Source organism: Hallerella succinigenes, from assembly GCF_002797675.1.
GTDB lineage: Bacteria > Fibrobacterota > Fibrobacteria > Fibrobacterales > Fibrobacteraceae > Hallerella > Hallerella succinigenes.
In genome coordinates this window covers 90,761-115,669 of the sequence record NZ_PGEX01000001.1, presented here as the reverse complement: position 1 = coordinate 115,669, position 24,909 = coordinate 90,761, and the positions used below count along the sequence as shown (strand labels likewise).

Annotated in this window: 22 protein-coding genes, 2 tRNA genes and 1 pseudogene; 18 read left to right on the top strand and 7 right to left on the bottom strand. The window is 50.2% G+C overall.

Annotation, left to right across the window (positions count from 1 at the left end):
* Positions 1–28: 28 nt before the first annotated feature.
* Entirely contained in the window at positions 29–778 is a 750-nt protein-coding gene (locus BGX16_RS00555) for an endonuclease (protein ID WP_100424314.1), read from the top strand.
* Complete coding sequence (gene mfd, locus BGX16_RS00550) at positions 775–4,137, top strand: transcription-repair coupling factor (protein WP_241899380.1); 3,363 nt, start codon at positions 775–777, stop codon at positions 4,135–4,137. Before BGX16_RS00555 ends, mfd begins: the two co-directional genes overlap by 4 nt.
* A gap of 129 nt (positions 4,138–4,266) precedes the next feature.
* Here the strand turns inward: mfd and BGX16_RS00545 are convergent, their stop codons facing one another.
* Both BGX16_RS00545 and dapA read right to left on the bottom strand, forming a co-directional pair.
* On the bottom strand, positions 4,267–4,833 hold the full coding sequence (locus tag BGX16_RS00545) for a hypothetical protein (RefSeq protein WP_100424313.1): 567 nt from the start codon (positions 4,831–4,833) through the stop codon (positions 4,267–4,269).
* A 10-nt stretch (positions 4,834–4,843) separates the two neighbouring features.
* Positions 4,844–5,800 (bottom strand): 4-hydroxy-tetrahydrodipicolinate synthase, encoded by a 957-nt coding sequence (gene dapA / locus BGX16_RS00540; RefSeq protein WP_100424312.1) that lies wholly within the window; start codon positions 5,798–5,800, stop codon positions 4,844–4,846.
* Between the two features lie 167 nt (positions 5,801–5,967).
* On the opposite strand from dapA, the gene BGX16_RS00535 reads away from it, so the two are divergent.
* From BGX16_RS00535 to BGX16_RS00520, 4 genes are read left to right on the top strand one after another with little or no spacing between them, the layout of a single operon-like run.
* Entirely contained in the window at positions 5,968–8,838 is a 2,871-nt protein-coding gene (locus BGX16_RS00535; protein WP_100424311.1) for a hypothetical protein, read from the top strand.
* A gap of 17 nt (positions 8,839–8,855) precedes the next feature.
* Positions 8,856–9,602 carry a hypothetical protein gene (locus BGX16_RS00530; RefSeq protein WP_100424310.1) on the top strand — a complete coding sequence of 249 codons (747 nt, stop codon included), beginning with the start codon at positions 8,856–8,858 and terminating at the stop codon, positions 9,600–9,602.
* Positions 9,602–10,408 carry a hypothetical protein gene (locus tag BGX16_RS00525; protein ID WP_100424309.1) on the top strand — a complete coding sequence of 269 codons (807 nt, stop codon included), beginning with the start codon at positions 9,602–9,604 and terminating at the stop codon, positions 10,406–10,408. Before BGX16_RS00530 ends, BGX16_RS00525 begins: the two co-directional genes overlap by 1 nt.
* A gap of 9 nt (positions 10,409–10,417) precedes the next feature.
* On the top strand, positions 10,418–11,146 hold the full coding sequence (locus BGX16_RS00520; protein ID WP_100424308.1) for a hypothetical protein: 729 nt from the start codon (positions 10,418–10,420) through the stop codon (positions 11,144–11,146).
* On the opposite strand, the gene BGX16_RS00515 is transcribed toward BGX16_RS00520, so the two are convergent.
* The 4 genes from BGX16_RS00515 to BGX16_RS00500 form a co-directional block, all read right to left on the bottom strand.
* A complete protein-coding gene (locus BGX16_RS00515; protein ID WP_100424307.1) occupies positions 11,134–11,574 on the bottom strand; it encodes an HAD family hydrolase in 441 nt (146 codons plus the stop codon). The genes BGX16_RS00520 and BGX16_RS00515 overlap by 13 nt on opposite strands.
* Positions 11,575–11,732: 158 nt before the next feature.
* The gene (locus tag BGX16_RS00510) at positions 11,733–12,884 is read right to left on the bottom strand and encodes a GDSL-type esterase/lipase family protein (RefSeq protein ID WP_100424306.1); all 1,152 of its coding nucleotides are present in this window, start codon (positions 12,882–12,884) and stop codon (positions 11,733–11,735) included.
* 41 nt (positions 12,885–12,925) lie between these two features.
* A complete protein-coding gene (locus BGX16_RS00505; RefSeq protein ID WP_100424305.1) occupies positions 12,926–14,587 on the bottom strand; it encodes an acetolactate synthase large subunit in 1,662 nt (553 codons plus the stop codon).
* Between the two features lie 163 nt (positions 14,588–14,750).
* Positions 14,751–15,350, bottom strand: a complete 600-nt coding sequence (locus tag BGX16_RS00500) for a TIGR01440 family protein (protein WP_100426686.1) — start codon at positions 15,348–15,350, stop codon at positions 14,751–14,753.
* 441 nt (positions 15,351–15,791) lie between these two features.
* Here BGX16_RS00500 and leuC point away from each other — a divergent pair, with 441 nt between their 5' ends.
* A complete protein-coding gene (leuC, locus tag BGX16_RS00495; RefSeq protein WP_100424304.1) occupies positions 15,792–17,201 on the top strand; it encodes a 3-isopropylmalate dehydratase large subunit in 1,410 nt (469 codons plus the stop codon).
* Between the two features lie 14 nt (positions 17,202–17,215).
* On the top strand, positions 17,216–17,824 hold the full coding sequence (locus BGX16_RS00490; RefSeq protein ID WP_241899378.1) for a 3-isopropylmalate dehydratase small subunit: 609 nt from the start codon (positions 17,216–17,218) through the stop codon (positions 17,822–17,824).
* 217 nt (positions 17,825–18,041) lie between these two features.
* On the opposite strand, the gene BGX16_RS00485 is transcribed toward BGX16_RS00490, so the two are convergent.
* A tRNA-Gly gene (locus BGX16_RS00485) sits at positions 18,042–18,114 on the bottom strand.
* A 67-nt stretch (positions 18,115–18,181) separates the two neighbouring features.
* Here BGX16_RS00485 and BGX16_RS00480 point away from each other — a divergent pair.
* From BGX16_RS00480 to BGX16_RS00435, 10 genes and pseudogenes are all read left to right on the top strand, one after another.
* Positions 18,182–18,817 (top strand): hypothetical protein, encoded by a 636-nt coding sequence (locus tag BGX16_RS00480; protein WP_100424303.1) that lies wholly within the window; start codon positions 18,182–18,184, stop codon positions 18,815–18,817.
* Position 18,818: 1 nt separating this feature from the next.
* A complete protein-coding gene (gene ispE / locus BGX16_RS00475; protein ID WP_100424302.1) occupies positions 18,819–19,664 on the top strand; it encodes a 4-(cytidine 5'-diphospho)-2-C-methyl-D-erythritol kinase in 846 nt (281 codons plus the stop codon).
* A gap of 61 nt (positions 19,665–19,725) precedes the next feature.
* Positions 19,726–19,797, top strand: a tRNA-Gln gene (locus BGX16_RS00470).
* 33 nt (positions 19,798–19,830) lie between these two features.
* On the top strand, positions 19,831–20,469 hold the full coding sequence (locus BGX16_RS00465) for a 50S ribosomal protein L25 (protein ID WP_100424301.1): 639 nt from the start codon (positions 19,831–19,833) through the stop codon (positions 20,467–20,469).
* A gap of 133 nt (positions 20,470–20,602) precedes the next feature.
* Positions 20,603–21,637 carry a fibrobacter succinogenes major paralogous domain-containing protein gene (locus BGX16_RS00460; protein ID WP_100424300.1) on the top strand — a complete coding sequence of 345 codons (1,035 nt, stop codon included), beginning with the start codon at positions 20,603–20,605 and terminating at the stop codon, positions 21,635–21,637.
* 301 nt (positions 21,638–21,938) lie between these two features.
* Positions 21,939–22,208: a type II toxin-antitoxin system antitoxin, RelB/DinJ family gene (locus BGX16_RS00455; RefSeq protein WP_157797790.1), complete on the top strand. Its 270-nt coding sequence runs from the start codon at positions 21,939–21,941 to the stop codon at positions 22,206–22,208.
* On the top strand, positions 22,205–22,798 hold the full coding sequence (locus tag BGX16_RS00450; RefSeq protein WP_072976907.1) for a PIN domain-containing protein: 594 nt from the start codon (positions 22,205–22,207) through the stop codon (positions 22,796–22,798). Before BGX16_RS00455 ends, BGX16_RS00450 begins: the two co-directional genes overlap by 4 nt.
* Positions 22,795–23,037 carry a DUF2442 domain-containing protein gene (locus tag BGX16_RS00445; RefSeq protein WP_100424298.1) on the top strand — a complete coding sequence of 81 codons (243 nt, stop codon included), beginning with the start codon at positions 22,795–22,797 and terminating at the stop codon, positions 23,035–23,037. The genes BGX16_RS00450 and BGX16_RS00445 overlap by 4 nt, the downstream gene beginning before the upstream one ends.
* A 613-nt stretch (positions 23,038–23,650) precedes the next feature.
* Positions 23,651–24,244, top strand: a pseudogene (locus BGX16_RS15315) (fibrobacter succinogenes major paralogous domain-containing protein); the annotation flags it as partial.
* A gap of 13 nt (positions 24,245–24,257) precedes the next feature.
* A complete protein-coding gene (locus BGX16_RS00435; RefSeq protein WP_100424297.1) occupies positions 24,258–24,905 on the top strand; it encodes a DUF3990 domain-containing protein in 648 nt (215 codons plus the stop codon).
* The last annotated feature ends 4 nt before the right edge of the window (positions 24,906–24,909 follow it).

Sequence of the window (24,909 nt, the reverse complement as noted above, 5' to 3'; positions counted from 1 at the left end):
ATTGTAAGACGTGAAAAAAACGTCTTACATGCATAAACGTCACCTCTTTGCGGTTTTGTTTTTACTGCTGGTGGTGACTTTTTTATTTGCCCGTAATCCGGCAGAAACACCTGCACGACATTATGATTTTTTTCATGCAAAAAAGCAGATGGATCGCATCTACTACGGTGATTTGCGGGTAACGGTTTATTGCGGTTGCGCCTACGAAAGCAATTCAAAACCGAACAAAATCGATTTTGCAGGTTGTGGCTTTGCTCCGCGCAAGAATGCGAATCGCGCTTCCCGGATTGAATGGGAACATGTCGTGACCGCTCACAACATAGGACTTTTCCGTCAGTGCTGGCATCAGGAAGAAGGCCGCAGCGCCCGTAAAAACTGTGAAGCGACTGACCCAGAATTTGCGATCATGGAAGGGGACTTGCACAATCTATTGCCAAGTATCGGCGAAGTGAACGGGGACCGCAGCAATTTCATGTTTTCGCAGTGGACAAATTCCCCGGAACCGATGTATGGTTCCTGCGAATCGATTGTCGATTTTAAGAATCGCAAGTTTCAGCCGCGAAAAGAAGTACGTGGCATGCTCGCCCGCATTTCCTTTTATATGGAAAAGACTTATGGCATTCAACTTTCCAAGGAAAGACGTCGCCTGTTTGAAATTTGGGATAAGGAATCTCCGGTAAACGCATACGAATGCGAACGCGACGCACGTATTTACAAGGTGCAAGGGGATCACAATCCGTTTGTATACGCCAAGTGCCGAGAAGCAGGTCTGATATGACGACTCTTGAATTTCCCGAGTTTTTAGCTTCCCAAAATTTTGGACGGCTTTCGTCCTTCGCGGAACTTCGTTCCGGAATGCTGCATGTCGAAGGTTTAACTCCTGCGGCTTCTGCGTTGATGGTCGCGGATCGTTTTCACAAGTATCCGCAGAGCATTTTGGTGGTGGTGGACGATTACCGTTCGGGCGAAGTCTGGATGCAGAATTTGCAGAGTCTGTGTGGCGAAAAGAACGTGTTCTTTTTTCCATCGCTCGGGGTAAAGCCTTATGAGCTCAAGTTGCCATTTGCAGGCATTTTGGAAGAACGTTTAAAGTTCTTTAGGGCTTCCCGGGGAAGGCTTCCCTTTATTGCCGTTTGCCCGTTGGATTCTTTGCTTCTCCGTTTGCCGGAACCGAATGCCTTGGAAAAGAAAAAGCTTGTGTTCCGCAAGGGCGATGTGGTTGATCCGCTGTCGCTCCGTAAAACGCTTGGCGATATGGGCTATACGGAACAGCCTGTGGTGAGCACGGTCGGTGAATTTTCGATTCGCGGCTGCATTGTGGACATAAACCTGTTCATGCAAGATCACCCGGTGCGCTTTGAATTCTTTGGCGACGAAATCGAAAGTATCCGTTCGTTCGATATTTTTTCCCAGCGTTCGATAGAAGAACTGGGAAAGGTTGAAGTCTATCCGCACGGGGAATTCACCCTTTCTGTGCAAGAAAGGTCCAAGATCCCGCTCGAAGAAGAAGATCTTGTCTGGTGGCGTCGCCCGGAATACGAGAGCTTAAAATCGAGCGTCTTCGATTATATGCCCGACGCATCGATTGTCTTTGACAAGCTTTCCGTTTTGGAAGAGTCCGCCGCGAAGCTCGGTGCCGCTCATGTGAAGGCCTATGAAAAGACGATTTCCTTTAACCAGAAGGTTTTCCCGCCGATCGATCTGTGGTGGCGCATGGAAACTTTCCAGGACGAAATCGCAAAACGGGTCGCTTTGGATTTAACCCGCGCCCGCATGGAATCTCCGGACTGGATATCGATCGAGGCGCGGCAGCAGACCAAGGGCGTTGCAGGAACAAACGGCCTTGTCAAGGAAATCGAAGGCTTTCACGCGCAGGGCGGTTTGGTTTACCTCGTCGCGCATTCCGAAGGTAGCGCCCAGCGCGCTAAACATCTGTTTGACGACGCTCCAATCTCGGGCATTTTAATCGGCAATCTTTCGGACGGCTTCTGGATTGAATCAGAAAATATCGCCTTTCTCACGGAAGCGGGAATCTTTAACCGCACGGGTAAGGTGCGCCGTAAACGTTCTGTTTCCGGATCGATTTCGGATGCTCTCCTCGTTGAAAGTTTGACGCGTGGCGATTTTGTGGTCCATGAAGATCACGGTATTGGCCGCTACATGGGGCTTGTCCGTGAAAAGATCAACGGTGGTCTCGTGGACTGTATTCAGCTCGACTATGCAGATGGCGACCGCTTAAAGTTCCCGGTTTCGGATTTGCGAAAAATCGAAAAGCTTCCGAGTACAGAAGAAGAAACCGTTCCGGAGCTTGCACATCTCGGCAGCAAAAGCTGGGAAAAGCTCAAGGAACGCGTCAAAAAGCGAGTGATTAAAATCGCTCGCGAACTCGTGCAGCTTTACGCCAAGCGCGAGCTCATCGAAGGTTTTCCGTTCCCGCCCGATAGCCGCATGCAAAAGGAATTCGAAGACGCGTTCGAATACGAGCCGACTCCGGATCAGGTGCGCGCGACGAAAGAAATCAAGGAAGACATGGAAAATACCCGTCCGATGGATCGCCTGGTTTGTGGCGACGTCGGGTTCGGTAAAACGGAAGTGGCGATGCGCGCCGCTTTCAAATGCGCTTCTTCTCAAAAGCAGGTTGCGGTTCTTGTGCCGACGACGATTCTTGCCGCCCAGCATTACGAAACCTTCAAGGAACGTTTCGCCGCTTCCCCGTTCAACATCGCCCTGGTGAACCGTTATAAGACATCCGCAGAAAAGAAGAAGATTTTTAAGGACGTTTCCGAAGGAAAAATCGACATAGTCGTGGGAACGCATGCGCTCCTTTCGAATCAAAGCGATTTTAAGGATCTGGGTCTATTGATTATTGATGAGGAACAAAAGTTCGGGGTGAAGCAGAAGGAACGTCTGCGCGAGTTGCGTTTGACAGTCGATACGCTCAGCATGAGTGCGACGCCGATTCCGCGCTCCCTGCATCTTTCGCTCACCGGTGTTCGCGATATTTCGCTCATCAATACGCCTCCGATGAACCGCTTGCCGGTTGAAACAAAAATCATCCAGCGGGACGATACGGTTCTTGCTGAAGCGATCCACGATGAACTTTCCCGTGGCGGTCAGGTTTTTGTGGTGAACGATCGTGTGCAGTCGATTGAACAGTTGGCGGAAGACATCGAAGCGATGGCTCCGAATGCCCGTGTGGCAGTCGCTCACGGCCAAATGGAAGATCGCGATTTGGAACGCGTCATGGACGCCTTTATCAAGGGAGATTTCGATGTGCTTGTGAGTACGAGCATCATTGAAAGCGGTCTGGACGTTCCGAATGCAAATACGATTCTCATTATGAATGCGCACCATTTTGGCATCAGTCAATTGTACCAGATGCGCGGACGCGTGGGGCGTTCGGATGTGCTTGCTTATGCATACCTAGTCATTCCGAAGAACGAAGCGATTTCTGCGGAATCGACAAAGCGTTTGCAGGCCTTGGAACAGTTCACGGATCTCGGCAGCGGTTATCAGCTCGCCATGCGCGATTTGGAAATCCGTGGCGCTGGAAACCTGCTCGGTTCGGAACAGCACGGCTTTATTGCCGAAGTCGGTTTTGAAACGTATGTGCGCCTTGTCCGCGAAGCTGTCGAAGAGCTCCGAGGCGGTGGGGAAGAATCTTCCAAGGTGCAGCCACGTGTGGAACTTTCGATTGACGCCTTCTTGCCCGAAACGTACATCACCGATGGACTTTCCCGCATTTCGATTTACCAACGTTTGGCAAGAACGACAAAGCCCGAAGATTTGCCACCACTCCTTTCGGAACTTGAGGACCGCTTTGGCCCAGTGCCTGATGCGGTAAAGAAGCTCTTCCTTGTGACGGAAGTCTCGATGATCGCGGCGAAGCTCCGCATTCAGGGTATCGAAGCACGTCGTGGAATGCTCGTCTTCACCTTCGTGGAATTCCCTCCGCCCGATCCGAAACTGCTTGCCGAACTGATCGCGGTTTCTCCTTTTGGCATGCGCTACGTGGGAAGCTCTCCGCTGCAGGGAGCCGTGGAACTCGGGCCCGCCCTTTCAAATGAAGCAGCTGCCGAAGAGGCTCTCAGGCTCTTCCGCGCCTTTGCCACGGTCATTCCGAAAAAAAAAGGATAAGCGGAGCCCAGCTTTAAACATCGCTCCCAAGGAACACCCGTCTCGCTTTGAACAGAAGTTTCGCTCGGAATGGTTAGAGCAAAAAAAAACGCTCGGTAAAACCGAGCGTTTTTAAGTTTTGAAAACGGATTACTTTTCGTCGTCGTCCGCGTAGGCTTCCTGCATCTTCTTCAGAGCAGCCTTCGGGTCGAGTTCGATTTCTTCCGAAGCTTCTTCCACGAGGGAAGCGAATTCATCATACCATTCGGTGTAAATTTCCACCTGGAGATGGTCCGGACCGGGGAGGGTCAAGCGCACGCCGCATTCGTCACCGATGCGTTCGTTGTAATTGTCAAGTTCCGGCTTCAGAAGAGCGAGGTCCATGCCGTCGAGATCTTCCGGGTCGAGCCAGATCGGAGCTTCCTTGCCTTCTTCGGAATCGTCTTCCACGACTTCGCCGTCTTCTTCGCCGCTCAAGTCATCTTCTTCTTCGTCGATGCCCGAGTTGTAGTAGAATTCTTCGTCTTCCAGATAGAGCGTTTCCACGAAAACGCACTTGGAACCGAGAGCCTTGGCGACTTCGACAAATTCCTGGAAATTGCCTCCGAAATAGCGGCAGGTTTCTGCGTCCGAATTGATTTCCTGAACAGGAACTGGCAAGAAACCGTAATTTTTCAGGTTTTCAAAAATTTCGTCAGTCACAGTCTTTTCTGCCATGGTAAACTCCTTACGCGTGATACTTGAGAAGGGAAGGTGCCTTTTCGCGGATGAGCTTCATGATGCGAGCTTCTGCTTCGTCACCCCGAGCTGTATCGCGGACGCTGCTCATCGGCTGGAATAGCGGGCTGTTGAACATCGTTCCAAGAGGAATCGGGTTCTTGCGGCAGAACGTGGCTTCGACGAAATCGCGGGCAGCATCCTGCAGGTCGTCGCACTTCTGGGCTTCACCCTTCTGGAATGCGTTGTAAAGGTCGACAAAGATCTTTGCGGCTTCCGGAATGTTCGCCGTTGCGCTCACAAGGCCCGTGCCGCCGAGTTCGAGCATGTCGATGAAGAATCCGTCTTCGCCGGAAAGAACGGAAAAGTCGTTGTTCTTGGTTTCCTTGATCACACGGACGGTGTCTTCATGATACTTTTCGCCGATGCGGAAATCCACAGCCTGCTTAAGGCCGATGATGTTCTTGTCTTCGGAGAGGGAAATCAAGGTGTCCGGATGGACGTAGCTTGCGGTACGGCCCGGGACGTTGTAAATGATGATCTTCGCGCCGGTTTCGGAGCTCAAGGTCTTGAAATGCTTTTCGATGCCTTCCTGGGACGGGTTGTTGTAATAGCCCGTAACGCAGAGGACAGGGACTTCGGCAATCTTTTCCACTTCCTGAATCATTTCGACAGATTCACGGGTGCAGTTGGAGCCAGCGCCGGCAATGACCGGAACGCGACCGTCCACGTAGTCGAGCGTGAACTTGATGATGTCCAAATGCTGCTTGTGGGTAACCGTCGCACTCTGACCAGTGGTGCCGACAGGGAGAATGCCGGAAACGCCCGCGTTGATCAGGTCGTCGATCATCTTTTTCATTTTTTCATAATCGATCGAATTATGAAGGTTCTTGGGATCGTCGTCCTTAAGGGGCGTAAAGAGGGCGGGAAAAACCCCGCAAAGTTGAGAAGCGTTTGTAATCTGCATAAGTAGCTATAAAATAGACAAAAAATAGGGTGGATTTCTCACATTTTTGCGTAAAATGAAAAATTTTACGTGTTTTTTTTGACATTTAATTCGTCAAATCTAAAAATATTTGGAACAAAAAGGTATAAATTTAGTTCGGGTACCCTAAAATAAATAGGTGGTGTGTTATGATGAAGATCGGGAAGTCCATAGCGGCTTTTACGCTGGGAACTTGTGTGGCATCTACTTCTTTTGCTGCAGATGCGGATTACAAATGGAGTAATGTGAGCATGGGCGGTGGCGGCTTTGTGTCTGCTGTGCTCGCTTCCAAGATTGAAAAGAATGTTTTTTATGCGCGTACCGACGTGGGTGGCGCATACCGTTGGAATGAATCGACCGCCCATTGGGAATCGATGATGGACTGGGTCGATTTTTCGGAACTCGGTCTTTTGGGCGTTGAAGCGATGGGCGTTGACCCGAAAACGGAAGGCGTCGTTTATTTGATGACGGGTACGAGCTATTTCAGCAACGGCCGCAGCGCGTTCCTCCGTTCTTCGGATTATGGTAAAAACTGGGAAATCCTTTATACGTGGGATGAAACCGGTGAAAAGGGCGATGTCGTAAAGTTCTTTGGCGTGCACGGTAACGGCATGGGACGTGGCAACGGTGAAGCCTTGGCGATTGACGAAAACGATCCGGATAATTTGTTCTACGGTTCTCGTCGTTCGGGTCTTTGGAAGTCGACGAACAACGGTGCCTCTTGGAGCCATGTTGACGCTTGGACCAAGGCGGCTGGCAGCGATACGACCTGGAACGGTTCGGGCTTTAGCTTTGTGCAGTATGCGCCGGGGTCTTCCAAGGTGCTTTATGCCGGCTTCCTGCGTGATGGTTCGAAGTCGAACGGCACTTTTGAAAATGTCTTTACTTCGACGGATGGCGGTACCACGTGGAAGGCTTTGCCGATTCCGGATTCGCTCCGCAGTACGTCTGGCGGAAGCCTTGTGCGCTTGATGCCGCAGCGTGCGGTCGTTTCTTCGGATGGTAAAAAGTTGACGGTGACCTTTGCCGACGGCGCAGGTCCGCACTCCATGATGTGGGACGAAGACTGGGGCATGATCTATGATGGCTTCGGTCGCGGTGCCGTTTTGCAGTATGATGTCTCTGCGGCAACTTGGTCCGATGTCTCGCCAGAAAACTTTATTGATGAAGGGGGCGACGCCAAGTACGACAATGTAGACGTGCAGGCGATGGCGGAATGCGAATCGGCTGGCGGCAGTGATTGCGAATCCAGTTATCCCTATATCGCCCCGTATGGTGGCATTGCGATCAACCCGAACAATTCCGATGAAATGGTCGTGACGACGGAAGGTTATCGCGGTCCGCAGTTTTGGTATACGGCTACAAGCGACACGAGCGGAACCTGGAGCGATCAGTGGGGTACGAACATTTACCACACGACCGATGGCGGTAAAACTTGGGTGGCAAGCTTCAAGTACTACTGGATGGAAGGCGGCTACTATCCGACGACCCAGCAGATGGATGCAAACGGCGTCGGTTGGATGCACAACGGTTCTATTCACTGGTCCGGCAGCGTGGCGATTGACCCGTTCAATCATGACCGCGTCTTTGTGAGCTCGGGTAACGGCATTTTCCGTACCGAGAATTTGACCGATTACACGGTGATCCCGGCTGGAACCTACGATACTACGACAAACTACTACTACTCCAGTGATGAGGCTGTCCAGGGACAGGTCTGGAAGTTCTCGGCCCATGGGATTGAAGAGACGGTTCCTTACGAAGTGGCAAGCATTCCGAATGGACCGCTTATCTCTGTGACGGCGGACTATGATGGCTTTAGACATGATGATATTGCGAAGTATCCGAGCCATCGTCATTTGACGAGCGTGAGCGGTAAGTATGTTTCCTTGGGCTCTACCTGGGGACTTGCCTATGCACCTGTTTCCGGAACGCTTGTGAAGGTGACGGATGCTCGTGCTTACAAGGACACTTATAACACGATTCCTATCGATCCGGTGCAGTTCTCGACGGACAGCGGTAAGACTTGGACCGTGGAAACCTATGTAAGCCTCGATGAAACGCTGAAGGGTGGCACGGTCGCCATTTCTGCGGATGGTGCTGTGACGCTTTGGGTGCCGGGTGATTCGGGCGCTGCGGTTTATCGTAAGGCAAATTCCGCTTGGAATAAGGTTTCTGGCATCGATAATAATTCCTTTGTGGTGGGCGATGCAAAGAATGCGAATGTGTTCTACGCTTACAACCGCACGACGGGTGTTTTCTATAAGAGTACTGACAAGGGCGCAAGTTTTGTCAAGGTAAGCGAACCGGGTACGAGCAACGACAAGAAGTTCCGTTCGATTCCGGGTTATGAAGGCGACTTGTGGCTCCCGGTGGCTGTGCGCGATGATAACGGCAATCCGAAGAACGGTTCTTTGAAACATTCGACGGATGGCGGTGCCACTTGGACGGATGCAAACGGCATGGGCTACTGCGAAGCGGTCGGCTACGGCATTTCAAAGACGGGTAAAGGTTATCCGGCGATTTACGCCTTCGGCAAGGTGGATGATGTTCTGGGCGTTTTCGTGAGCGATGATCAGGGTGCAACTTGGACTCGTGTGAACGATGACGCTCATGAATACGGAGGACTTGCTAATGGTGAATTTGTGATGGGCGACATGAACACTTACGGTGTCGTCTACATGAGTACCGCAGGCCGCGGCATTGCAGTCCGTGTCCCGAGCGATTGGGATATGGGAACCTCGGAATCTACTGCCGCTGTGAAGTCCGTTCCGCAGCAGGAACCGACGGTGCAGTTCAGCAAGCTCGCCACTCTCGAAGGCTCGAACCTGAATTTGACGGTGAACAATGCCCGTGTGAACGTCGCCTTGTTCGACCTCAAGGGTAACCGCGTCTTCAGCAAGAGCTATACCTCTTCGACGGTGCTTTCGCTGAATGAAATGGTGAACGCCCGCGGCGCGTACATTGTCCGTGTCATGAGCGGTTCGACCCTGATGCTGACTGCCAAGGTGAATTTGCACTAAAAATGAGCCCATGAATTATGAAATGGGTATGGTTCTGTCTATTTTTTGCCATTTCGGCTTGGGCTGCGGAAGGCGATACGGTTTACATCGATGTCGTTAAACGGGATACGGTGTATATCGACGTCCCGCAGAAAATCGATACGGTTTATTACGATCCCGCAGAAGACATCCCAAAGGAAGGAAGCTCTTCTTCAACGAACGCTTCACTGCATACGGTGTACCTGCATTATGATTTGGGAAGCCTTTTGGCTACGGCGGTATGTGAAAGCCCGATTCTTGTGGCTCAGGTGGAATTCGCTTTGGGCAGACATCATTCTCTGATGGTTCCGGCTTCTTTTTTGAAAATTTCACCGAATTCAAAATTCGTCAGCAGCTTTGATTCGGATGATTATTCGGGATCCGTTTACCAGTTTACGCTCGGACTTGCGTACCGCTATTACACGACAGAAAAAAAGTTTGCCGGCTACTGGAACTTGGAAGCGCAATATGTGCAACGCCATGCGGACTATGCGCATGAGGCGTACAATTACTACGGCGAACAAAATGAGTTTTATGGCTCGGACGATGCCACGTATCGCGGGTTACAGCTCGCAATTCGCAAGGGCTGGACAACTCGGGGAAGTGTCAATCTCGGTATTGAATTCGGACTGGCTTACAATTTCGTGGAAGATTTCCAGTATGCTATTTTAGACGATTCGATGCTGTATATGACGGACGATCTTCAGCTTGAACTTCGATTGAACCTGGGAATGGGGGCGTTCTAATGAAAATCCGAGCTTGGAATGTTCTGTTTTTTGCGCTCCTTTTGACTTCGGCTTCTTGGGCGGTGGACACCGTGTACGTGCAAAAGCATGTGACGGATACGGTCTATGTGATGCATCGTCCGGATACGCTTTACCTGCCGATTTCCGAAAAAAAGTTATCCCCTGCACAGCCTGAAGAGGCGAAGGATACGGCTTTTACGCTTCCGCCTCCTGCGACAATCGTTTACCTTTCTCCGATGATGGTCGCGAATTTATTGGTAACGCCCGTTTTGCATTATTTGATGCTGGATTTTGGATTGGGGTTTGAAAATCTTTATCGGGGGTCTTTGATCTTTAATTTTGCATCCATGAACATTTTTGGCGATGTGGAATTCATGGACGATAAAGAATGGGAAGGCTTCCGAACCATTACGAGTTTTAGCGCGGGATATCGCCAGTATATCGGAACGCTTTGGCTAGGGACTTCGAAAAAATCCTTTTCACGAAATACTCCAGCGAGGGCGACTTCCTTATTTGTGCAGGCGATGATCCATCCGGCATTCTTTGCGTCGTACGAAGCGCCGATCGAGGATTCTGAAACGGGGGATTACAGCGGACACTTTAGGCCGAGTATCGGCGCTTCTGCGGGATTCGGCTATGCGCTTGGCGCAAGCGGATCCGTTTATGAATTCTGTTTATCGGTCGGTTATCAGTACTGGTATCATTCGCTGCCGGGCTTGTTCAAGTCCGAAGATGTGAGTTTTGCCCTTGTGAATGGCTTTGCCGAAGATCTGTTTATCCGTTTTGAAATTCAGCTGGGTTTTTAAGGAGGAAGAATGAAACCTTTGTGGCTTTGTTGTGCTTTGATTTTTGCCGTTTCCAGTTTTGCCGCTGTCGATACGGTCTATGTGGATGAACCTCATAAGCCGATTCCTTCTAAGCAGGAGACTGTAAAGGAAGAACCTGTTTTGATGAACACGCATTTTGTTTTTGCCAGTTGGAATCTTTATGGCGAAGCGATTGGCATGGGTTACGAAAACCTATTCCATCCGAGGTTTGCAGCGCAAGTCATGTTCGATTATTACTATAGCACCGATATTCATGAATCAAGCTGTGACGGAACGAAGGGCTCTCTTTATGCGGTGGATCTGCCGATCGCGTTGAAGTTCTATGTGATGCCGTATCGTGGCTTTGGAAAGACGAAGACGATTGGTGTAGACGGAAAGGTGAGCGAAGCTTATACGCGTAAGATGGCGGTGTTTGTGGAAGCGAAAGCGATTCCGATGCTTGGAAGCGTCTATGCGACGCGCAAAGCCTCTTCGTATGCGAGTGAATTGAAATTAGATGAAAAGGAATTTGCGCTTTCGTGGGAAGTCGGCTTGGGTTATTCGCTGATGGGAGAGCACTTTTTTTTGATGCCGTCGCTTTTTTTTAGACGCTTTGCGGTGAGCCCGGATTGGCTAACGGAAATCAAGTATGCGGACGATACAAGCTACCACCGCTCTCCGGCGACGTTTAAAAAGCAGGATTTTGGGTTTCACTTTACGGTGGGCTACGCGTTCTGAATGAGCAGAATGCAGTCGGCGTTCTGTTCGACTTCGTTCGCCTTTACCCAAGAAGCTTGGATTCCGAGCTTTTGGGCCGCTTCGCAGTTGTCTACACGGTCGTCTAGGAAGATGCTTTCTTCGGGCTTGGCAATTCCCATTCGGCAAGAAAGAAAAATCTCGTCAAAAAGGTCGTCAACTTGATAACCGAGATCCGCAAAACGTTTTTCACAGTTCGACCAAATGATTTCGTTGATGTTGCTGAGCAAATAGATTTTGTACTGTTTTTTCAGAAGGACGATGTTTTTTAATCGGATTTCTGGAATTTCGCCCTGTAAAACGGTAATCGTGTCCTTGATCTTTTTCAAGGAAGTTCCTTTTTCGCAGTATTCCTGGATATCATAAAGAACATCGTCTAATGGACGAATGCCATCGATAAAATCATGCATCAAATGCTTGATTTTTTAATGGTGCAAAAGAAGCGTTTCGCTCGATATTCCCAAATCGGAAAACGTTTTTTGAATCGTCTCCTGGGAAATGTTTGCGATGACGTTCCCATAATCGAATATGATATTCCGAATGCTCATAGAAATAAAATACACTTATTTTATTTCAAGAGATCCTCGGAAATGATTTCTGCCATTTGTTCGTAGGCTTTTGCACTGGGGTGCAGGTGGTCGCCCGAGTCCATTCCGATGGCAAAGCTTTCTGGCTTTTGGGAATCGCGGAGAGCCTTGTCGAAGTCCACGCAACCGTCAAAAAGGTCGCTCGAACGGAGCCAATCGTTGAATTCGTTGCGAACCATGTCTTTTTCTGCATTGTAGGTGCGCCATCCAAAAATCGGAAGCAAGGTTCCGCTCCAAACTTTTAAGCCCTTTTCTCGGGCGAGTGGCAGGTAGAACTTTTTAACGCCTTCGATTAAATCTTTCGCGGTGGGCATGTCGCTCATGGGACGGAACGGGTTCACGTCCACACCGACCGGGTGAATGATATCGTTGATGCCGTGTTGAATCAAAACGGATTTGGCTCCGGCCGTATCCATTTCGATCGGGAATCTCGTTTCGCCCTTTAAACCGTATGCCGCATAAGTAATACAGCTGTACTCGCGGAGAATTCTTGTGCCGCAGACCGCGCGGCGAATAATCGAAACGTTTTCAAAGCCTTCGCGTTTTACTCGGAGCTTTAAATAGTCGGGCCAGTCCTGCGCCGTAATGGAGTCTCCAAAGCAGACGAGGGCGAAGTTCTTTTCTTCGGTCCAAATGTCGACTGTATTCAAAAAGTAGAACCAGTTCGTGGAGCGGGAAAGATCTTGCGGAAAGTCCTTTGCCGTGGCGAAATCACCGTAGCAGAAAGAGCCTTTGGAAAGCGGACCCGTGACAAGCGTTCCCGCATTCATCTGGGTAAAGTTTTGCAGGTAGAGGCTCACGTCGACGGTTTCGCCCGCAGAAACTGCGAACGGAATTTCATCGCTCAAAATTTCTTTGCCAGCGGGAATCTCTCCGACCGTGCGACCGCCAAAGGTAATGGCAACGGGCTTGTATTCCGCCGAAGTTTTTTTGGCGACAAAGGCTTTTGAAATTTGAACCGGCTCCGTTCCTGTCAAGTTCGAAAAATGAAAGCGCAGCTGGGAACCCGAAAAGCAGATTTCGATGGGGTAGCGGAGCGTCAGATCCTTCGCGTAGGTCGCTTCCTTGCGGTCTGTAATGGAGGTGGCGTTGCCCCAGCAGGCGACCCATTTCGTGTACTTTTCTGCGGTCATGAAAATCCTCGCGATTTCAAATTTGCCGCAAATTTAGCTTTTCAAAATTCGTCCGCCATCTCCTTCGGCAAATCGTTCTTCAAATGAGCGGAAAGTTCCATGTTCGCCGCATAGTCGATCGGACACTCGATGATACAAGGCACGTCTTGTCTAAAGGCTTCTTCCAAGGTCGGGATAATGTCTGCCGCTTTTTCAATGCGGTAGCCTTTCAAGTACAGGCTTTCCGCGTATTTCACAAAGTCCGGATTCGAAAATCCGATCGCATAGCTTTCGCCGTAGCGTTCTTCCTGTTTCCATTTGATGAGTCCGTAATTGGCATCGGTAAAGATAAGCGTGACAAACGGCAGGTGGTAACGTCTTGCGGTTTCCAGTTCTTGACTGTTCATCATAAATCCGCCGTCCCCGGACACGGCAAGAACTTTCTTGTTCGGATTCAAAAGCTTGGCGGCAAGAGCGCCCGGCACGGCGATTCCCATCGTTGCAAAACCGTTCGAAATAATGCAGGTGTTCGGATAGTAACAGTGGTATTCTCGGGCGATCCACATTTTATGGGCGCCCACGTCCGAAATCAGGATATCTTCTTCGCCCATCACGCGTCGAATGTCGTGTAGAACTTTTTGGGGCTTCGGCGGAAAACTGTCGCAATCGTCGAACATAGACTGATCGTTCACCATCTTCTGTCGAATGTCAAAGGCCCATTCCGGCTCTTCACGGTTCTTGCAAAGTTTTTCCAAGGCAAGCAGCGATTCCGTGATGTGCCCAATGACTTCTTCTTCGGGCTGGTAGAATTTGTTCACATGGTTCGGGGTTTCGTCGATGTGGACGATTCTTTTATCGCCGTTCGGATTCCATTTGACAGGAGCGTATTCCACAATGTCATAGCCCACGGCAATCACCAGGTCCGCTTTTTCAATCGCATAGTTGGGGTAGTCTTTTTGCGGAATGCCAATGCACCAAAGGGAATACGGACTGTTGCAAGGAATGATGCCTTTGGCCATCATCGTGCTGATGACAGGAATCTTTGTTTTTTCGGCAAATTTTGCGAGAGTCTTGGAGGCCTGATTTCGAACGGCGGAATGCCCGGCGAGGATCACGGGCCGTTCTGCGGAACGGATCAGCTCCGCCGCTTTGAGAATCGCTTCATTGCTTGCGATGCGACGGTTTTCACGGTGATGCTTCAGCGGAATCTGGGCAATCTCGTTAGAGACTTCCTGGGCTGCGATATTGCAGGGAAGGTCAATGTGGCAAGCGCCCGGTTTTTCGGCTTCCGCGTACTTGAAAGCGATGCGAACGATTTCGTTTACCGTATCCGGTCGTACGATCTGTTTCGATCTTTTGGTGATCGGCGTAAACATGTTCACGAGATCCAGGTACTGATGGCTTGTCAAATGCATGCGCTCCGTGCCGACCTGGCCCGTAATCGCCACTAGGGGAGCGCCGTCGGAATTGGCATCGGCGACACCCGTCACCAGATTGGTGGCTCCCGGTCCAAGGGTCGAAAGGCAGACACCCGCCTTGCCGGTCAAACGTCCGCAGACATCGGCCATAAAAGCCGCACCCTGTTCATGGCGCACCGTTATAAACTGGATTGAGGAGTTCTTGATGGCCTCCATGATTTCCAGGGTTTCTTCGCCGGGAATCCCGAATATATACTGGACACCTTCATTCTCTAAACAACGGATTAAAATTTCAGCCGCATTCATTTTTGTAACCTCGCCTTATTTGAAAATAAACATGCAAATTCTGTGCCTAAGCTGCGAAAATTTGACAACCTCAGCAAAATGTGAAGCATTCGGCCAAGAGAAAAAAGAAAACCTCTACAAATTTGTAGAGGTTTTTGTAAATACAACAAAAATGTAAAGACGTTTAGACTGGGAAGCCGTCTTTTAAACTTTCGTCGTAATGGGCGCGTTCACCGCCGATAAACTTGGGACGAGTACGGGCCGCAATCAAAAGAGCTTTGCCGATGCGGTTCTGCTTTAAGCGGACTGGGACGGCGACTTCCTTCAAATGCATACCGATGAGCGTTCCGCCGATATCGAGACCGGCATCCGCCTTGATGTGCTCGAGGGCGACTGGGTATTGGAAGGCCGCATAGCAAGCCGTAGCAAAAGAGCCGCCGGCTTTGGGCTGTGGAACGACATTCACAATTTCTGCGTTCGGGACCGCGGCTCGTTCTACGATGATGGCACGGTTCAAGTGTTCGCAACACTGGGCTGCGATGTAAATGCCGAGGGGTGCGAAAACGCTTTCAAGTCCAGCGAGGATCGCCTTGCCGACTTCTGGCACGGAATGGCTGCCGACTTGTTCACCGAGGGTTTCGCTTGTGCTGCAACCGATGACGACGATATGTCCGGAATGGAGTTTTGCGGCTTCGACAAGTTCTTGTGCCGCATTTGCCGTATCTTTTTGAATTTGTTTGACGATAGATTCGTCGTTGACTTCGTATGTGTTCAATCCTGACATTTTTAAGCCTCTGTCCAATAATCTAGTAAAATGTTTATCACCCCATTGAACCCAGCTGGGGATTGGAATCCTCGCCATCCTTTTCCAGCTGCCATCATAGCACCACATGCCGCGATGTCCGCTAATGGTGTAAAGTTTGCCATTTAGTTCCATTCCCTTGTTGAACTGCATCGGATATTCCTTGGACGAATCATAATCGTATGTAATGTCCACCCAACCAGTATCCGTTTGCATTTTAAACGCAAGCGAATCCAACGGCAACTTGTATATCTCATCCCATGAGCTGCGGTCAAATTCGTATTTAAGCACCTTGTAAAGCGGTCGGGTTTTTCCGACAACTTAGACGGTAGGGTCTACTGTAGCAGATTTCTTTTACAGTAGCCGTAAAACTTTTGCTATATTAGGCGCAACATTTCGTACATCCATACGAGAAGGTGTTCTATGGGCAAAAATTTATACCAAAAAGTGTTTGAAAGCCACATCGTGGGCAAACTTCCGAGCGGACAGTATCAGCTGTTCATCGGAACTCATCTTTGCCATGAAGTGACAAGTCCGCAGGCCTTTGCGATGCTTCGCGAAGAAGGCCTTAAGGTCAAGTATCCGGAACGTACATTTGCGACGGTTGACCACATTATTCCGACGACGGCCGATGCTCGTGTTCGTCCGTTCAAGGATCCTATTTCGGAAGAAATGCTTGAACACCTCGAAAAGAACACTCGCGATTTCGGAGTCCGTTTCTTTGGACCGGATGCTGGAGAACAGGGTGTGATTCACATCGTTGGCCCGGAAGAAGGCGTAACCCAACCGGGTATGACGGTCGCTTGCGGTGACTCCCACACTGCAACGCATGGTGCATTCGGCGCTGTGGCTTTCGGCATCGGTACAAGCCAGGTGGCAGACGTCCTTGCTACGCAGACGCTCGCCATGAGCCCGCTCAAGACCCGTCGCATCAACTTCACCGGCAAGCTTCAGCCGGGCGTGACTGCAAAGGATATCGCTCTCGCTTACATTGCAAAGCTCGGTGTGAACGGTGGCGTTGGCTACGCATACGAATTCGCTGGTCCGGTGATTGAAAATCTCGACATGGAAGGTCGTATGACGGTCTGCAACATGGCCATCGAAGGTGGCGCACGTGTCGGTTACTGCAACCCGGACGAAAAGACTTTCGCTTTCCTCCGAGGCAAGCCGTTTGCTCCGAAGGCAGACAAGTGGGACGAAGCGGTCGCTTACTGGAAGTCTGTCGCTTCCGATCCGGACGCAACGTTCGACGACGAAATTGAAATCGACTGCAACAAGCTTGAACCGATGGTTACCTGGGGCATCACCCCGGCACAGGCGATGCAGTTGAACGAAAATATGCCGAAGATCAGCGAATTCTCCGGCTCAGAACAGAAGGTTGTTCGCGAAGCCTATGAATACATGGGCTGGGAAGAAGGCGGCAAGATGCTCGGCACTCCGATCGATATCGCATTCGTCGGCAGCTGCACAAACGGCCGTCTCCCGGACTTGATTGCCGCAGCGGAAATCATGAAGGGCAACCACGTTTCGCCGACGGTGAAGATGTGGGTCGTTCCGGGTTCCCAGAAGATCAAGAAGGAAGCCGAAGACCTCGGCCTCGACAAGATCTTTACGGACGCCGGTGCCGAATGGCGCGACGCGGGATGCTCTCTCTGCCTCGCTATGAACCCGGATAAGCTTCAGGGCCGTCAGGTCAGTGCAAGCTCGAGTAACCGAAACTTCAAGGGCCGTCAGGGTAGCCCGAGCGGCCGTACGATTCTCATGAGCCCGATCATGGTGGCAGCCGCTGCCATCGAAGGTAAAGTGACCGACGTTCGCAAGTACATCAAGTAAGGAGCGCAAAGATTATGTTGACTGTGATTGATACTGTGAAGGGTTCCGGCATTCCTCTGCGCGGAAACGACATCGACACGGACCGCATCATTCCGGCCCGCTTCCTCAAATGCGTGACGTTCGACGGCCTTGGAGAGAACGCTTTTGCCGACGATATCGCTGGCCTCGAAGCTCAGGGCAAGGTTCATCCGTTCCGTGACCCGAAGTATGCGAAGGGCACCGTCCTCGTTTCGAACCGTAACTTTGGCTGTGGTTCGAGCCGTGAACATGCTCCGCAGGCTTTGAAACGCTGGGGCGTTCGTGCGATCATTGCGGAAAGCTATTCCGAAATCTTCTTCGGCAATTGCGTCGCTATCGGCGTGCCGTGCTTCCGTGTTTCTCACGATGTGGCAGACAAGATTCTCACCTGGATTGAAGAACATCCGTCGGAAGAACTTGTGACGAGCACTCAGGACCGTACCCTGACGATGGGCGGGGAAGTCATTCCTCTCGAACTCGCCGACGGTCCGCGTGGCCAGTTCCTCGATGGTTCTTGGCACGCTCGCGCTGTCCTCATGTCCCATGCGGATGACGTGGAAAAGCTTGCGGGCAAACTTCCGTACATGAAGTTTCTCGCTCGTTAATTTGTGACAGATTATCTACTTCTATTCGGCGCAGGCTTCGAACTACGCCGGTAGGACTTATAACTTGGGCTCGGAAGAGAGTTCCGGTTATGGGGAAGGAGGCTCGCTCTCGAACGGAATTTCCGTGACGACGAGCCCCAGCTCTTCTGGCATGATGTAAACAATCCTTTCATCCTTCAAAGACAAAAGCCTCACGTGCGTGAGGCCTTTGCTTTAGAGCGGAAAAAGGGGCTCGAACCCTCGACATTCAGCTTGGGAAGCTGACGCTCTACCAACTGAGCTACTTCCGCGTACATTCAAATGTAATAAAGAATTGCGGGTTTGCGCAAAAGGTTCAAAAATTTTTATTGTTAAGACATGAATTTTAGAACAGTTTTTTTGTTGATTTCGGCGCTAGCGCTCCTCGTTTCAGTCTCTTTTGCGGAAGAATCTTCGAATAGCAAGGGAATCTGGGACACGATTTCGGACTTTTTCAGCCCGCGGGCAAAGGCGGAAAAGGAAGGTCCGCTGTACCAGGAACTGGCGAATATCGACAATGAAATTCAAGACCTACAATGGCGCTACGGACGTGAAAGGCGCGCTGTCAAAAAGTCCCGCTACAAGATGCGCCTGCAGGAACTCCGCGCGTCGAGGGATTCCTTGCAGGAAGTCATCGACAAATACGAAGCAGGGAAGCTCTCTTCCGTTGCGCAAGCCTTTTCGAGCTCAGCAGCGCAGTCTGCTTCAGGTTCAGCGGTACATCCCGTCTCAAGTTCGAACGCTCCGTCCAGCAGTTCCGCTCCGAGTTCGAGTTCGGAGGAAAGTTCCAGCTCGGTCGAAAGTTCAAACTCTGCAGATAGATTGAACCCTTCTGCGGTCACGGTTGCTCCCTGTCCGCAGCGCGTTGATTCGGTCGTCGTCAACACGACCATCACCAAATTTGTCCGCGATACCGTTATCGTTCACGATACGCTCATCGTTCATGATACCGTTTACCTTCCAAAGGCGAAGTAATATGCTTCAAGAATTTGCCCCAGCAAAAATCAACCTTTTCCTTGATATTCTTTCTAAACGCCCGGACGGCTACCACAACTTGGGAACGCTTTTCCAGACGATTAACGCGGGCGATACGCTTTCGGGTGAACTCGATTTGTCGGGAAAGATTTCTCTCCGTTATAATTGGCCACAGGAATATCCCGTGGAATCGGACCTTGTCTACAAAGCCGCCCTTTTGCTTCAAAAGGCTTATGACGTCAAACAGGGTGTAAGTTTTTACTTGGAAAAGAAGATGCCTCTTGGCGCTGGACTTGGCGGTGGAAGCGCAGATGCTGCCGCGGCTCTTCGTTTGCTGAACAGGCTCTGGAATTTGAACGCCTCTGCAGAAGATTTGGAGAAACTCGGTGCGAAGCTCGGCGCAGACGTCCCTTTCCTCGTTCAGGGAGGATCTGCCAAGGCGGAAGGTATCGGCGAAGTTCTAACCCACATGGAACCGTTGAAACTTCCCGAAGGGTCCGCACTTTTGGTGGCGACTCCGCAGTGCGCCGTTCCGACGAAGGCCGCTTATGCAGGTTGTGTCCCTTCGGGTGATGCCCGTTGGGAAGCTTACAAAAATTCCGACCCGAACGATTTTAAAGGTGGAGCCTATAACAAGTTTGAAGATTCGGTGTTGCCTCAATTCCCGCTGATTGCGCAGATGAAGCAGGATTTTGTGGATTACGGGGCGGATTTCGCTTTGATGTCGGGCTCCGGAGCTTCGGTGTTTGGCGTGTTCCCGTCCAAGGCGCTCGCGGAAGAAGCGGTGAAAAAGCTAGGAAAAACGGCTCGTTATGCGACGGTGACGGACTTCTTTACAGGTTTTTGAACTTAATTTGGCTCTGACCTTGGTATTTTTGAAAAATTTTGCTATTTTTTTCGCCACCCTTTGGGGTATCGTCAAGTGGTAAGACAGCAGATTTTGATTCTGCTATTCGTTGGTTCGAATCCAGCTACCCCAATAGGATTTTTTTCACCTAAATGGAGAAACAACAATGCAGCTTACAACGCTCAAAGCAACCTCGAGAGTATCGGGCTCTTCTCGCGCAACGGCACGCCTTCGCAAGGCTGGCCAGATTCCGGGGGTCTATTATGGTAAGGGTCAGGAAGCAGTAAGTATTACCGTTGATGCCCGTGACATCGCGAAAGTTCTCGCTCCGGGCAAGCGTTATACCCTTCTTGATCTTGAAATTGATGGCAAGGCTGGCAATCCGGCCGTCATCTACAGCTATCAGAAGGACTCCATTTCTGGTACGATCGATCACATCGACTTCCTCAAGATTGAAGAAAATGCTCCGCTTACCGTTCGCGTTCCGGTGATCCTCAACGGTCTTCCGGTTGGCGTGAAGAACGAAGGCGGCCTCTTCTCTCAGATTACGCGTTATGTAAAGCTCAGCGCTCTTCCGGAAAAGATTCCGACGAACGTGTCACTCGACATTTCCAACTGCCACGCAGGTACCACTTTCTACGCGAAGATGCTCCCGCTCGAAGGCGTTGAACTGGCTTCTCCGGCTCGTACGGTTATCTTCACGATTACGACGAAGAACCGTGCCGCTAAGATCGAAGCTGCTGAAGAAGCGGTTGTCGCTGCTGCCGCTCCGGCTGCTGCTGACGCTGCTCCGGCCGCTAAGTAATCTTTTTTCGGATTTCAAAAAAGGCTCCTTCTTCGGAAGGGCCTTTTTTTGTATTCGTCGGTCATTCTGATTTTCACTCCATGTTTCACAAAGAGCTATATTGATGTTGTAAATAGAGAAACTGGAGGGTTCCATGAATTTCAAGAAATTACTCATCGGTGCTTTCGCCCTGTCTGCGATGCTTGCCGCCTGTGTGGATGACAGTACTTCTGCTAAGGATACGGACCAGTCCGACGAGCTCGTCGAAACATTTGACGACTTGCCGGTTTGTTCCGACAATCGCGAGGGTGCGACTGCCTACGTGAAGGACGAAAAGAACGCCTACATGTGCGTAGACGGTGACTGGGTTCCGGAGGAAGAAAACACCAGCTCTTCAATTGCTTCGTCCTCTTCAAGTTCTCGCAATGACAGCTTGTCTTCGAGTGTTATAACGAGTTCCTCGAGCGAGGTGATGCAATCCAGTTCGAGCGAAAAGACTGGAAAATCTAGCAGTAGTGTGGATGATGCTTCGTCTAGGTTTGAATTTGGATGTAAAACGGAAACAGAAGATAATTGTGAGTATGGAGAGTTGATTGATGACCGCGACGGCCAGACGTACAAGACGGTGACCATCGGCACGCAGACCTGGATGGCGGAAAACCTCAATTACGAAGCGGCAAATTCCTACTGCTACAAAGACAATGCTTCCAACTGTACCAAGTACGGCCGTCTTTACACATGGGCTGCTGCCACAGATAGTGCAGGCGTATGGGGCGAGAACGGCAAGGGCTGCGGATATGCCAAACATTGCACGACGGCCTACCCGGTGCGTGGCGTTTGTCCTGAGGGCTGGCACCTGCCGACTAAAAACGAGTGGAACACTTTGTCTACAGCCGTTGGCGGACAAACGACTCCCGGCAAGGTTCTCAAGTCCACGTCCGGGTGGTATACCGACGACGTCTACCATGGCAATGGAACGGATGCGTTCTCGTTCTCGGCGTTGCCTGCCGGCTACAGGATCTACACTGGGCTCTACGACCTCGCGGGCTACTACGCGTACTTCTGGAGTTCTACTGCGCGCGATAGCCGCAACGCGTACAACGTGTACTTGTACTACAACCACGACTATATGGCCCTGGACTATAGCGATAAACGCCGCGGTTTTAGCGTTCGTTGCGTAAAGGATTAGGCAAGGCGAGGGACTCCGTAGGGGTCTCCTAAAAGGCAAATACCGACGCATCTCGTCTAAGGAAAGGCGAGATGCGTTTTTTTTCCTGAAATTTGGATTGAAGGGAACGCCTCTAACAATAAACCGGCCGCAAATGCGACCACAAAACGGAAGCTATATGAAATCTGAAGAAAAAAGAACGAAAAATGGCGATTCTATGCAAAAATATTGCTTTTTGCAGTTATTTTGACTATATTTTGATATGATAATGCAAGAGGTCTGTATGCCGATGTCGGTTTTGCAAATAAGGATTGAAGAAGATTTGAAAAAGCAGGTTTCCGACCTGTTTGAAAGCCTTGGGATGGATATACCCACGGCTGTGCGCATCTTTTTCAAGCGTGCTCTTGTCGAAAACGGAATTCCGTTTGAGGTGAAGGGGATGCCCTCACCTACAAAACAGGATGGCATTAATTTATTGAATGCGTTACATGCGGCTCAGGAACAGGCGTATAAAAATGGCGTTGCGAATTTGAGCGAAGATGAAATTGAAGCCGAAATCAAGGCTGCCCGTATGGAGAGGAAGAAAAAATGATTTTTGCTGTGCTCGATACGAATGTTTTAATTTCTGCAGCTCTTGCGCATAATAAGTATTCTATTCCTTATTCTGTTTTTAGGGGTGTTGTTGAAAGGCGCTTTGTCCCTCTTGTTGATGATAATATAGTTCGTGAGTATTGGGAGGTGTTTTCTCGTCCAAAATTTTCATTTATGCAGGAAACCATAAATGATATTGTCGGAAATACTATAAAATTTGCGATAAATCAGCCGGTTCCACCATCTGGTATAGAACTCCCTGATAGCGATGATGTTGTCTTTTATGATGTGGCTAGGGCTCATCAAGATAAAGGTGCTTATCTTGTGACAGGAAATTTGAAACACTTTCCAAATTGTGGGTTTGCTGTTTCTCCCCGTGATTTTATGAATATCATTACACCGAACAAAGGAAACCACATGGTTAACGATAATTCTGCTGTTTATGACCCTACGGGGCTTTTGGCTGCTTTGCACGAAGCTCAGCGTCAGGCTCATGAAAATGGGGTGGACAATCTGACCGAAGAAGAAATTGAAGCGGAAATTAAGGCTGCTCGCGCGGAGAGGAAGAAACGGCTTGGAACGAACGGATGAGCGAAAGTACGGAAAAAGATGTAAAAAGGCTTTGGGTCGAAAAGGGTGCTATTTGTGTTGAACTGAATGACGGCCGAATCGGGCGTGAACTCATCCGAGATTACGAACCGCTGCGGAAGGCTACGCGAAAACAGTTGGAGAACTTCCGCATTGATTGCGATGGCGTGTGGTTTGACGATCTGGACGAGGGCCTGGAACTTTCGGGATTCTTTTCGGGTGAAAAATTTAGCCGTCCGTGATGTGCGGGCGGCTTTTGTGTTGATGCTTTGGGTTTGTTTTGCTTTTTTGGGGAAGACATAAATTACATTTTCTTTAGATAAATAATGTTTGGAGGCTTTTATGAAGAAGTTTCTTGATCTGTCATCCTGGCGGACAGCACTTGGCAACTTGTTGCCTAGTGCGCATGGCCACCAAGGTGGGAGCCGCAAGGCGGCGATAGGATCCATGCTTATTATGGCGTTTGCTGTTGTCGGGTGCGACGACAGTTCGTCGGCGTCTGCCGGGCCGAATGATGAACCGGGTGTTGAATCATCTTCTTCGAGCAGTGGCAAGGTCACTGAGCCAGCCGAAGTGACTTCGTCGAGTAGTGAAAAGGCGAAGTCCTCGTCAAGCGACACACAGAGCGAAGTGAAACAATCTAGTAGCAGCGAAAAGACAGGAAAGTCTAGCAGTAGTACGGATGATGCTTCGTCGAGTTCGGTAAAGTTGAGATCTTCGTCTTCTGTCGGGACTCCTGAGTCTAGTAGTAGTGAGATTAGTAGCAGTTCTGCGGGCAAGATTGAGTCTTCGTCGAGTTCTGTTGCGTTGGCTACTCCCTGCAAAACAGAAACCGAAGACAACTGTGAATATGGGACTGTGCTTGATGACCGCGATGGTCAAACCTACAAGACTGTAAAAATCGGCGACCAATGGTGGATGGCGGAGAACCTCAACTACAAGACGGATAACAGTTTCTGCTACAAAGATTCTGCCGAGTATTGCGAAAAATATGGTCGCCTTTACACGTGGGCTGCTGCCATGGACAGCGCGGGCACTTGGAGCACGAACGGCAAGGGCTGCGGCTATGGCAAGAGATGCTCGCCGACCTACCCAGTTCGAGGAGTTTGTCCCGAAGGCTGGCATTTGCCGACTCAAACGGAATGGAACACCCTGTTCACGGCGATTGGCGGCCAATCAACTGCGGGTCAGATGCTCAAGGCGGCATCAAGCTGGCTAGCGTTTAGTAGCAGCACCAACGAGAACGCCTTCGGCTTCTCGGCGTTGTCTGCTGGCAACAAGTACTACTATGGCAGTTACGGCAACAAGGGCTACGACGCGAACTTCTGGGGTTCTACGGAGTTCGGTAGCCACGCGCACTACATGTACTTGCGCTTCAACAACGACAATGCGCACTTGGAGGACTACGCCAAGTACTACTGTTTTTCAGTCCGTTGTGTAAAGGACTAGGCAAGAAGCCATTATGCCCAAACTTATTCTATATCACGGAACGTCTGAAAAACAGTTCACGCCGACCTTCGGTCTTGGCAATGACAGACACGACTATGGTCGCGGTTTTTACCTGACTGCGGATTTTGAATTGGCAAAGGAATGGGCGGTTTGCAAGCCTACAGAAGTTAACGGTTGGGTTCACAAGTACGAACTCGATACGGGCGGTCTGAAAATTTTGGATTTCCAGGAAAAAAATGTCTTGTGTTGGCTTGCGGAACTTATGAAAAACAGGGATGCCGATGACTCCAGAAGGTATCGCGTGTTGTCTGCAAAGTTTATTGAGAAGTATGGCGTCGATTCGTCAAATTACGATATCATAAAAGGGTGGCGGGCAAACGCATCGTATTTTTACATTGCGAAGGAATTTGTTCGTGACAATGTCGATGTCGACATTCTGGAAGAATTGTTGTCTTTGGGCGGACTCGGTATCCAGTATTGCATCAAGACAGAACTGGCGTATTCCAAATTGTGCGAATTACACGATGGCTTATATTCTGTCGATTACCGAGAGTTTAATGAAAAGTACAACACCCGAGATTCCTTGGCTCGAAAAAAAATGAGGGAACTCGTTGATTCTGACGAGAATAAAGTTTCCAAGGTTTTTAGCACCTTGCTTTAGGAGG

Bases quoted from the DNA above. Each gene is read 5' to 3' on its own strand.
- BGX16_RS00555 (WP_100424314.1), top strand. From the start codon at position 29: ATGCATAAACGTCACCTCTTTGCGGTTTTGTTTTTACTGCTGGTGGTG.
- mfd (WP_241899380.1), top strand. From the start codon at position 775: ATGACGACTCTTGAATTTCCCGAGTTTTTAGCTTCCCAAAATTTTGGA.
- BGX16_RS00545 (WP_100424313.1), bottom strand. From the start codon at position 4,833: ATGGCAGAAAAGACTGTGACTGACGAAATTTTTGAAAACCTGAAAAAT.
- dapA (WP_100424312.1), bottom strand. From the start codon at position 5,800: ATGCAGATTACAAACGCTTCTCAACTTTGCGGGGTTTTTCCCGCCCTC.
- BGX16_RS00535 (WP_100424311.1), top strand. From the start codon at position 5,968: ATGATGAAGATCGGGAAGTCCATAGCGGCTTTTACGCTGGGAACTTGT.
- BGX16_RS00530 (WP_100424310.1), top strand. From the start codon at position 8,856: ATGAAATGGGTATGGTTCTGTCTATTTTTTGCCATTTCGGCTTGGGCT.
- BGX16_RS00525 (WP_100424309.1), top strand. From the start codon at position 9,602: ATGAAAATCCGAGCTTGGAATGTTCTGTTTTTTGCGCTCCTTTTGACT.
- BGX16_RS00520 (WP_100424308.1), top strand. From the start codon at position 10,418: ATGAAACCTTTGTGGCTTTGTTGTGCTTTGATTTTTGCCGTTTCCAGT.
- BGX16_RS00515 (WP_100424307.1), bottom strand. From the start codon at position 11,574: ATGCATGATTTTATCGATGGCATTCGTCCATTAGACGATGTTCTTTAT.
- BGX16_RS00510 (WP_100424306.1), bottom strand. From the start codon at position 12,884: ATGACCGCAGAAAAGTACACGAAATGGGTCGCCTGCTGGGGCAACGCC.
- BGX16_RS00505 (WP_100424305.1), bottom strand. From the start codon at position 14,587: ATGAATGCGGCTGAAATTTTAATCCGTTGTTTAGAGAATGAAGGTGTC.
- BGX16_RS00500 (WP_100426686.1), bottom strand. From the start codon at position 15,350: ATGTCAGGATTGAACACATACGAAGTCAACGACGAATCTATCGTCAAA.
- leuC (WP_100424304.1), top strand. From the start codon at position 15,792: ATGGGCAAAAATTTATACCAAAAAGTGTTTGAAAGCCACATCGTGGGC.
- BGX16_RS00490 (WP_241899378.1), top strand. From the start codon at position 17,216: ATGTTGACTGTGATTGATACTGTGAAGGGTTCCGGCATTCCTCTGCGC.
- BGX16_RS00480 (WP_100424303.1), top strand. From the start codon at position 18,182: ATGAATTTTAGAACAGTTTTTTTGTTGATTTCGGCGCTAGCGCTCCTC.
- ispE (WP_100424302.1), top strand. From the start codon at position 18,819: ATGCTTCAAGAATTTGCCCCAGCAAAAATCAACCTTTTCCTTGATATT.
- BGX16_RS00465 (WP_100424301.1), top strand. From the start codon at position 19,831: ATGCAGCTTACAACGCTCAAAGCAACCTCGAGAGTATCGGGCTCTTCT.
- BGX16_RS00460 (WP_100424300.1), top strand. From the start codon at position 20,603: ATGAATTTCAAGAAATTACTCATCGGTGCTTTCGCCCTGTCTGCGATG.
- BGX16_RS00450 (WP_072976907.1), top strand. From the start codon at position 22,205: ATGATTTTTGCTGTGCTCGATACGAATGTTTTAATTTCTGCAGCTCTT.
- BGX16_RS00445 (WP_100424298.1), top strand. From the start codon at position 22,795: ATGAGCGAAAGTACGGAAAAAGATGTAAAAAGGCTTTGGGTCGAAAAG.
- BGX16_RS00435 (WP_100424297.1), top strand. From the start codon at position 24,258: ATGCCCAAACTTATTCTATATCACGGAACGTCTGAAAAACAGTTCACG.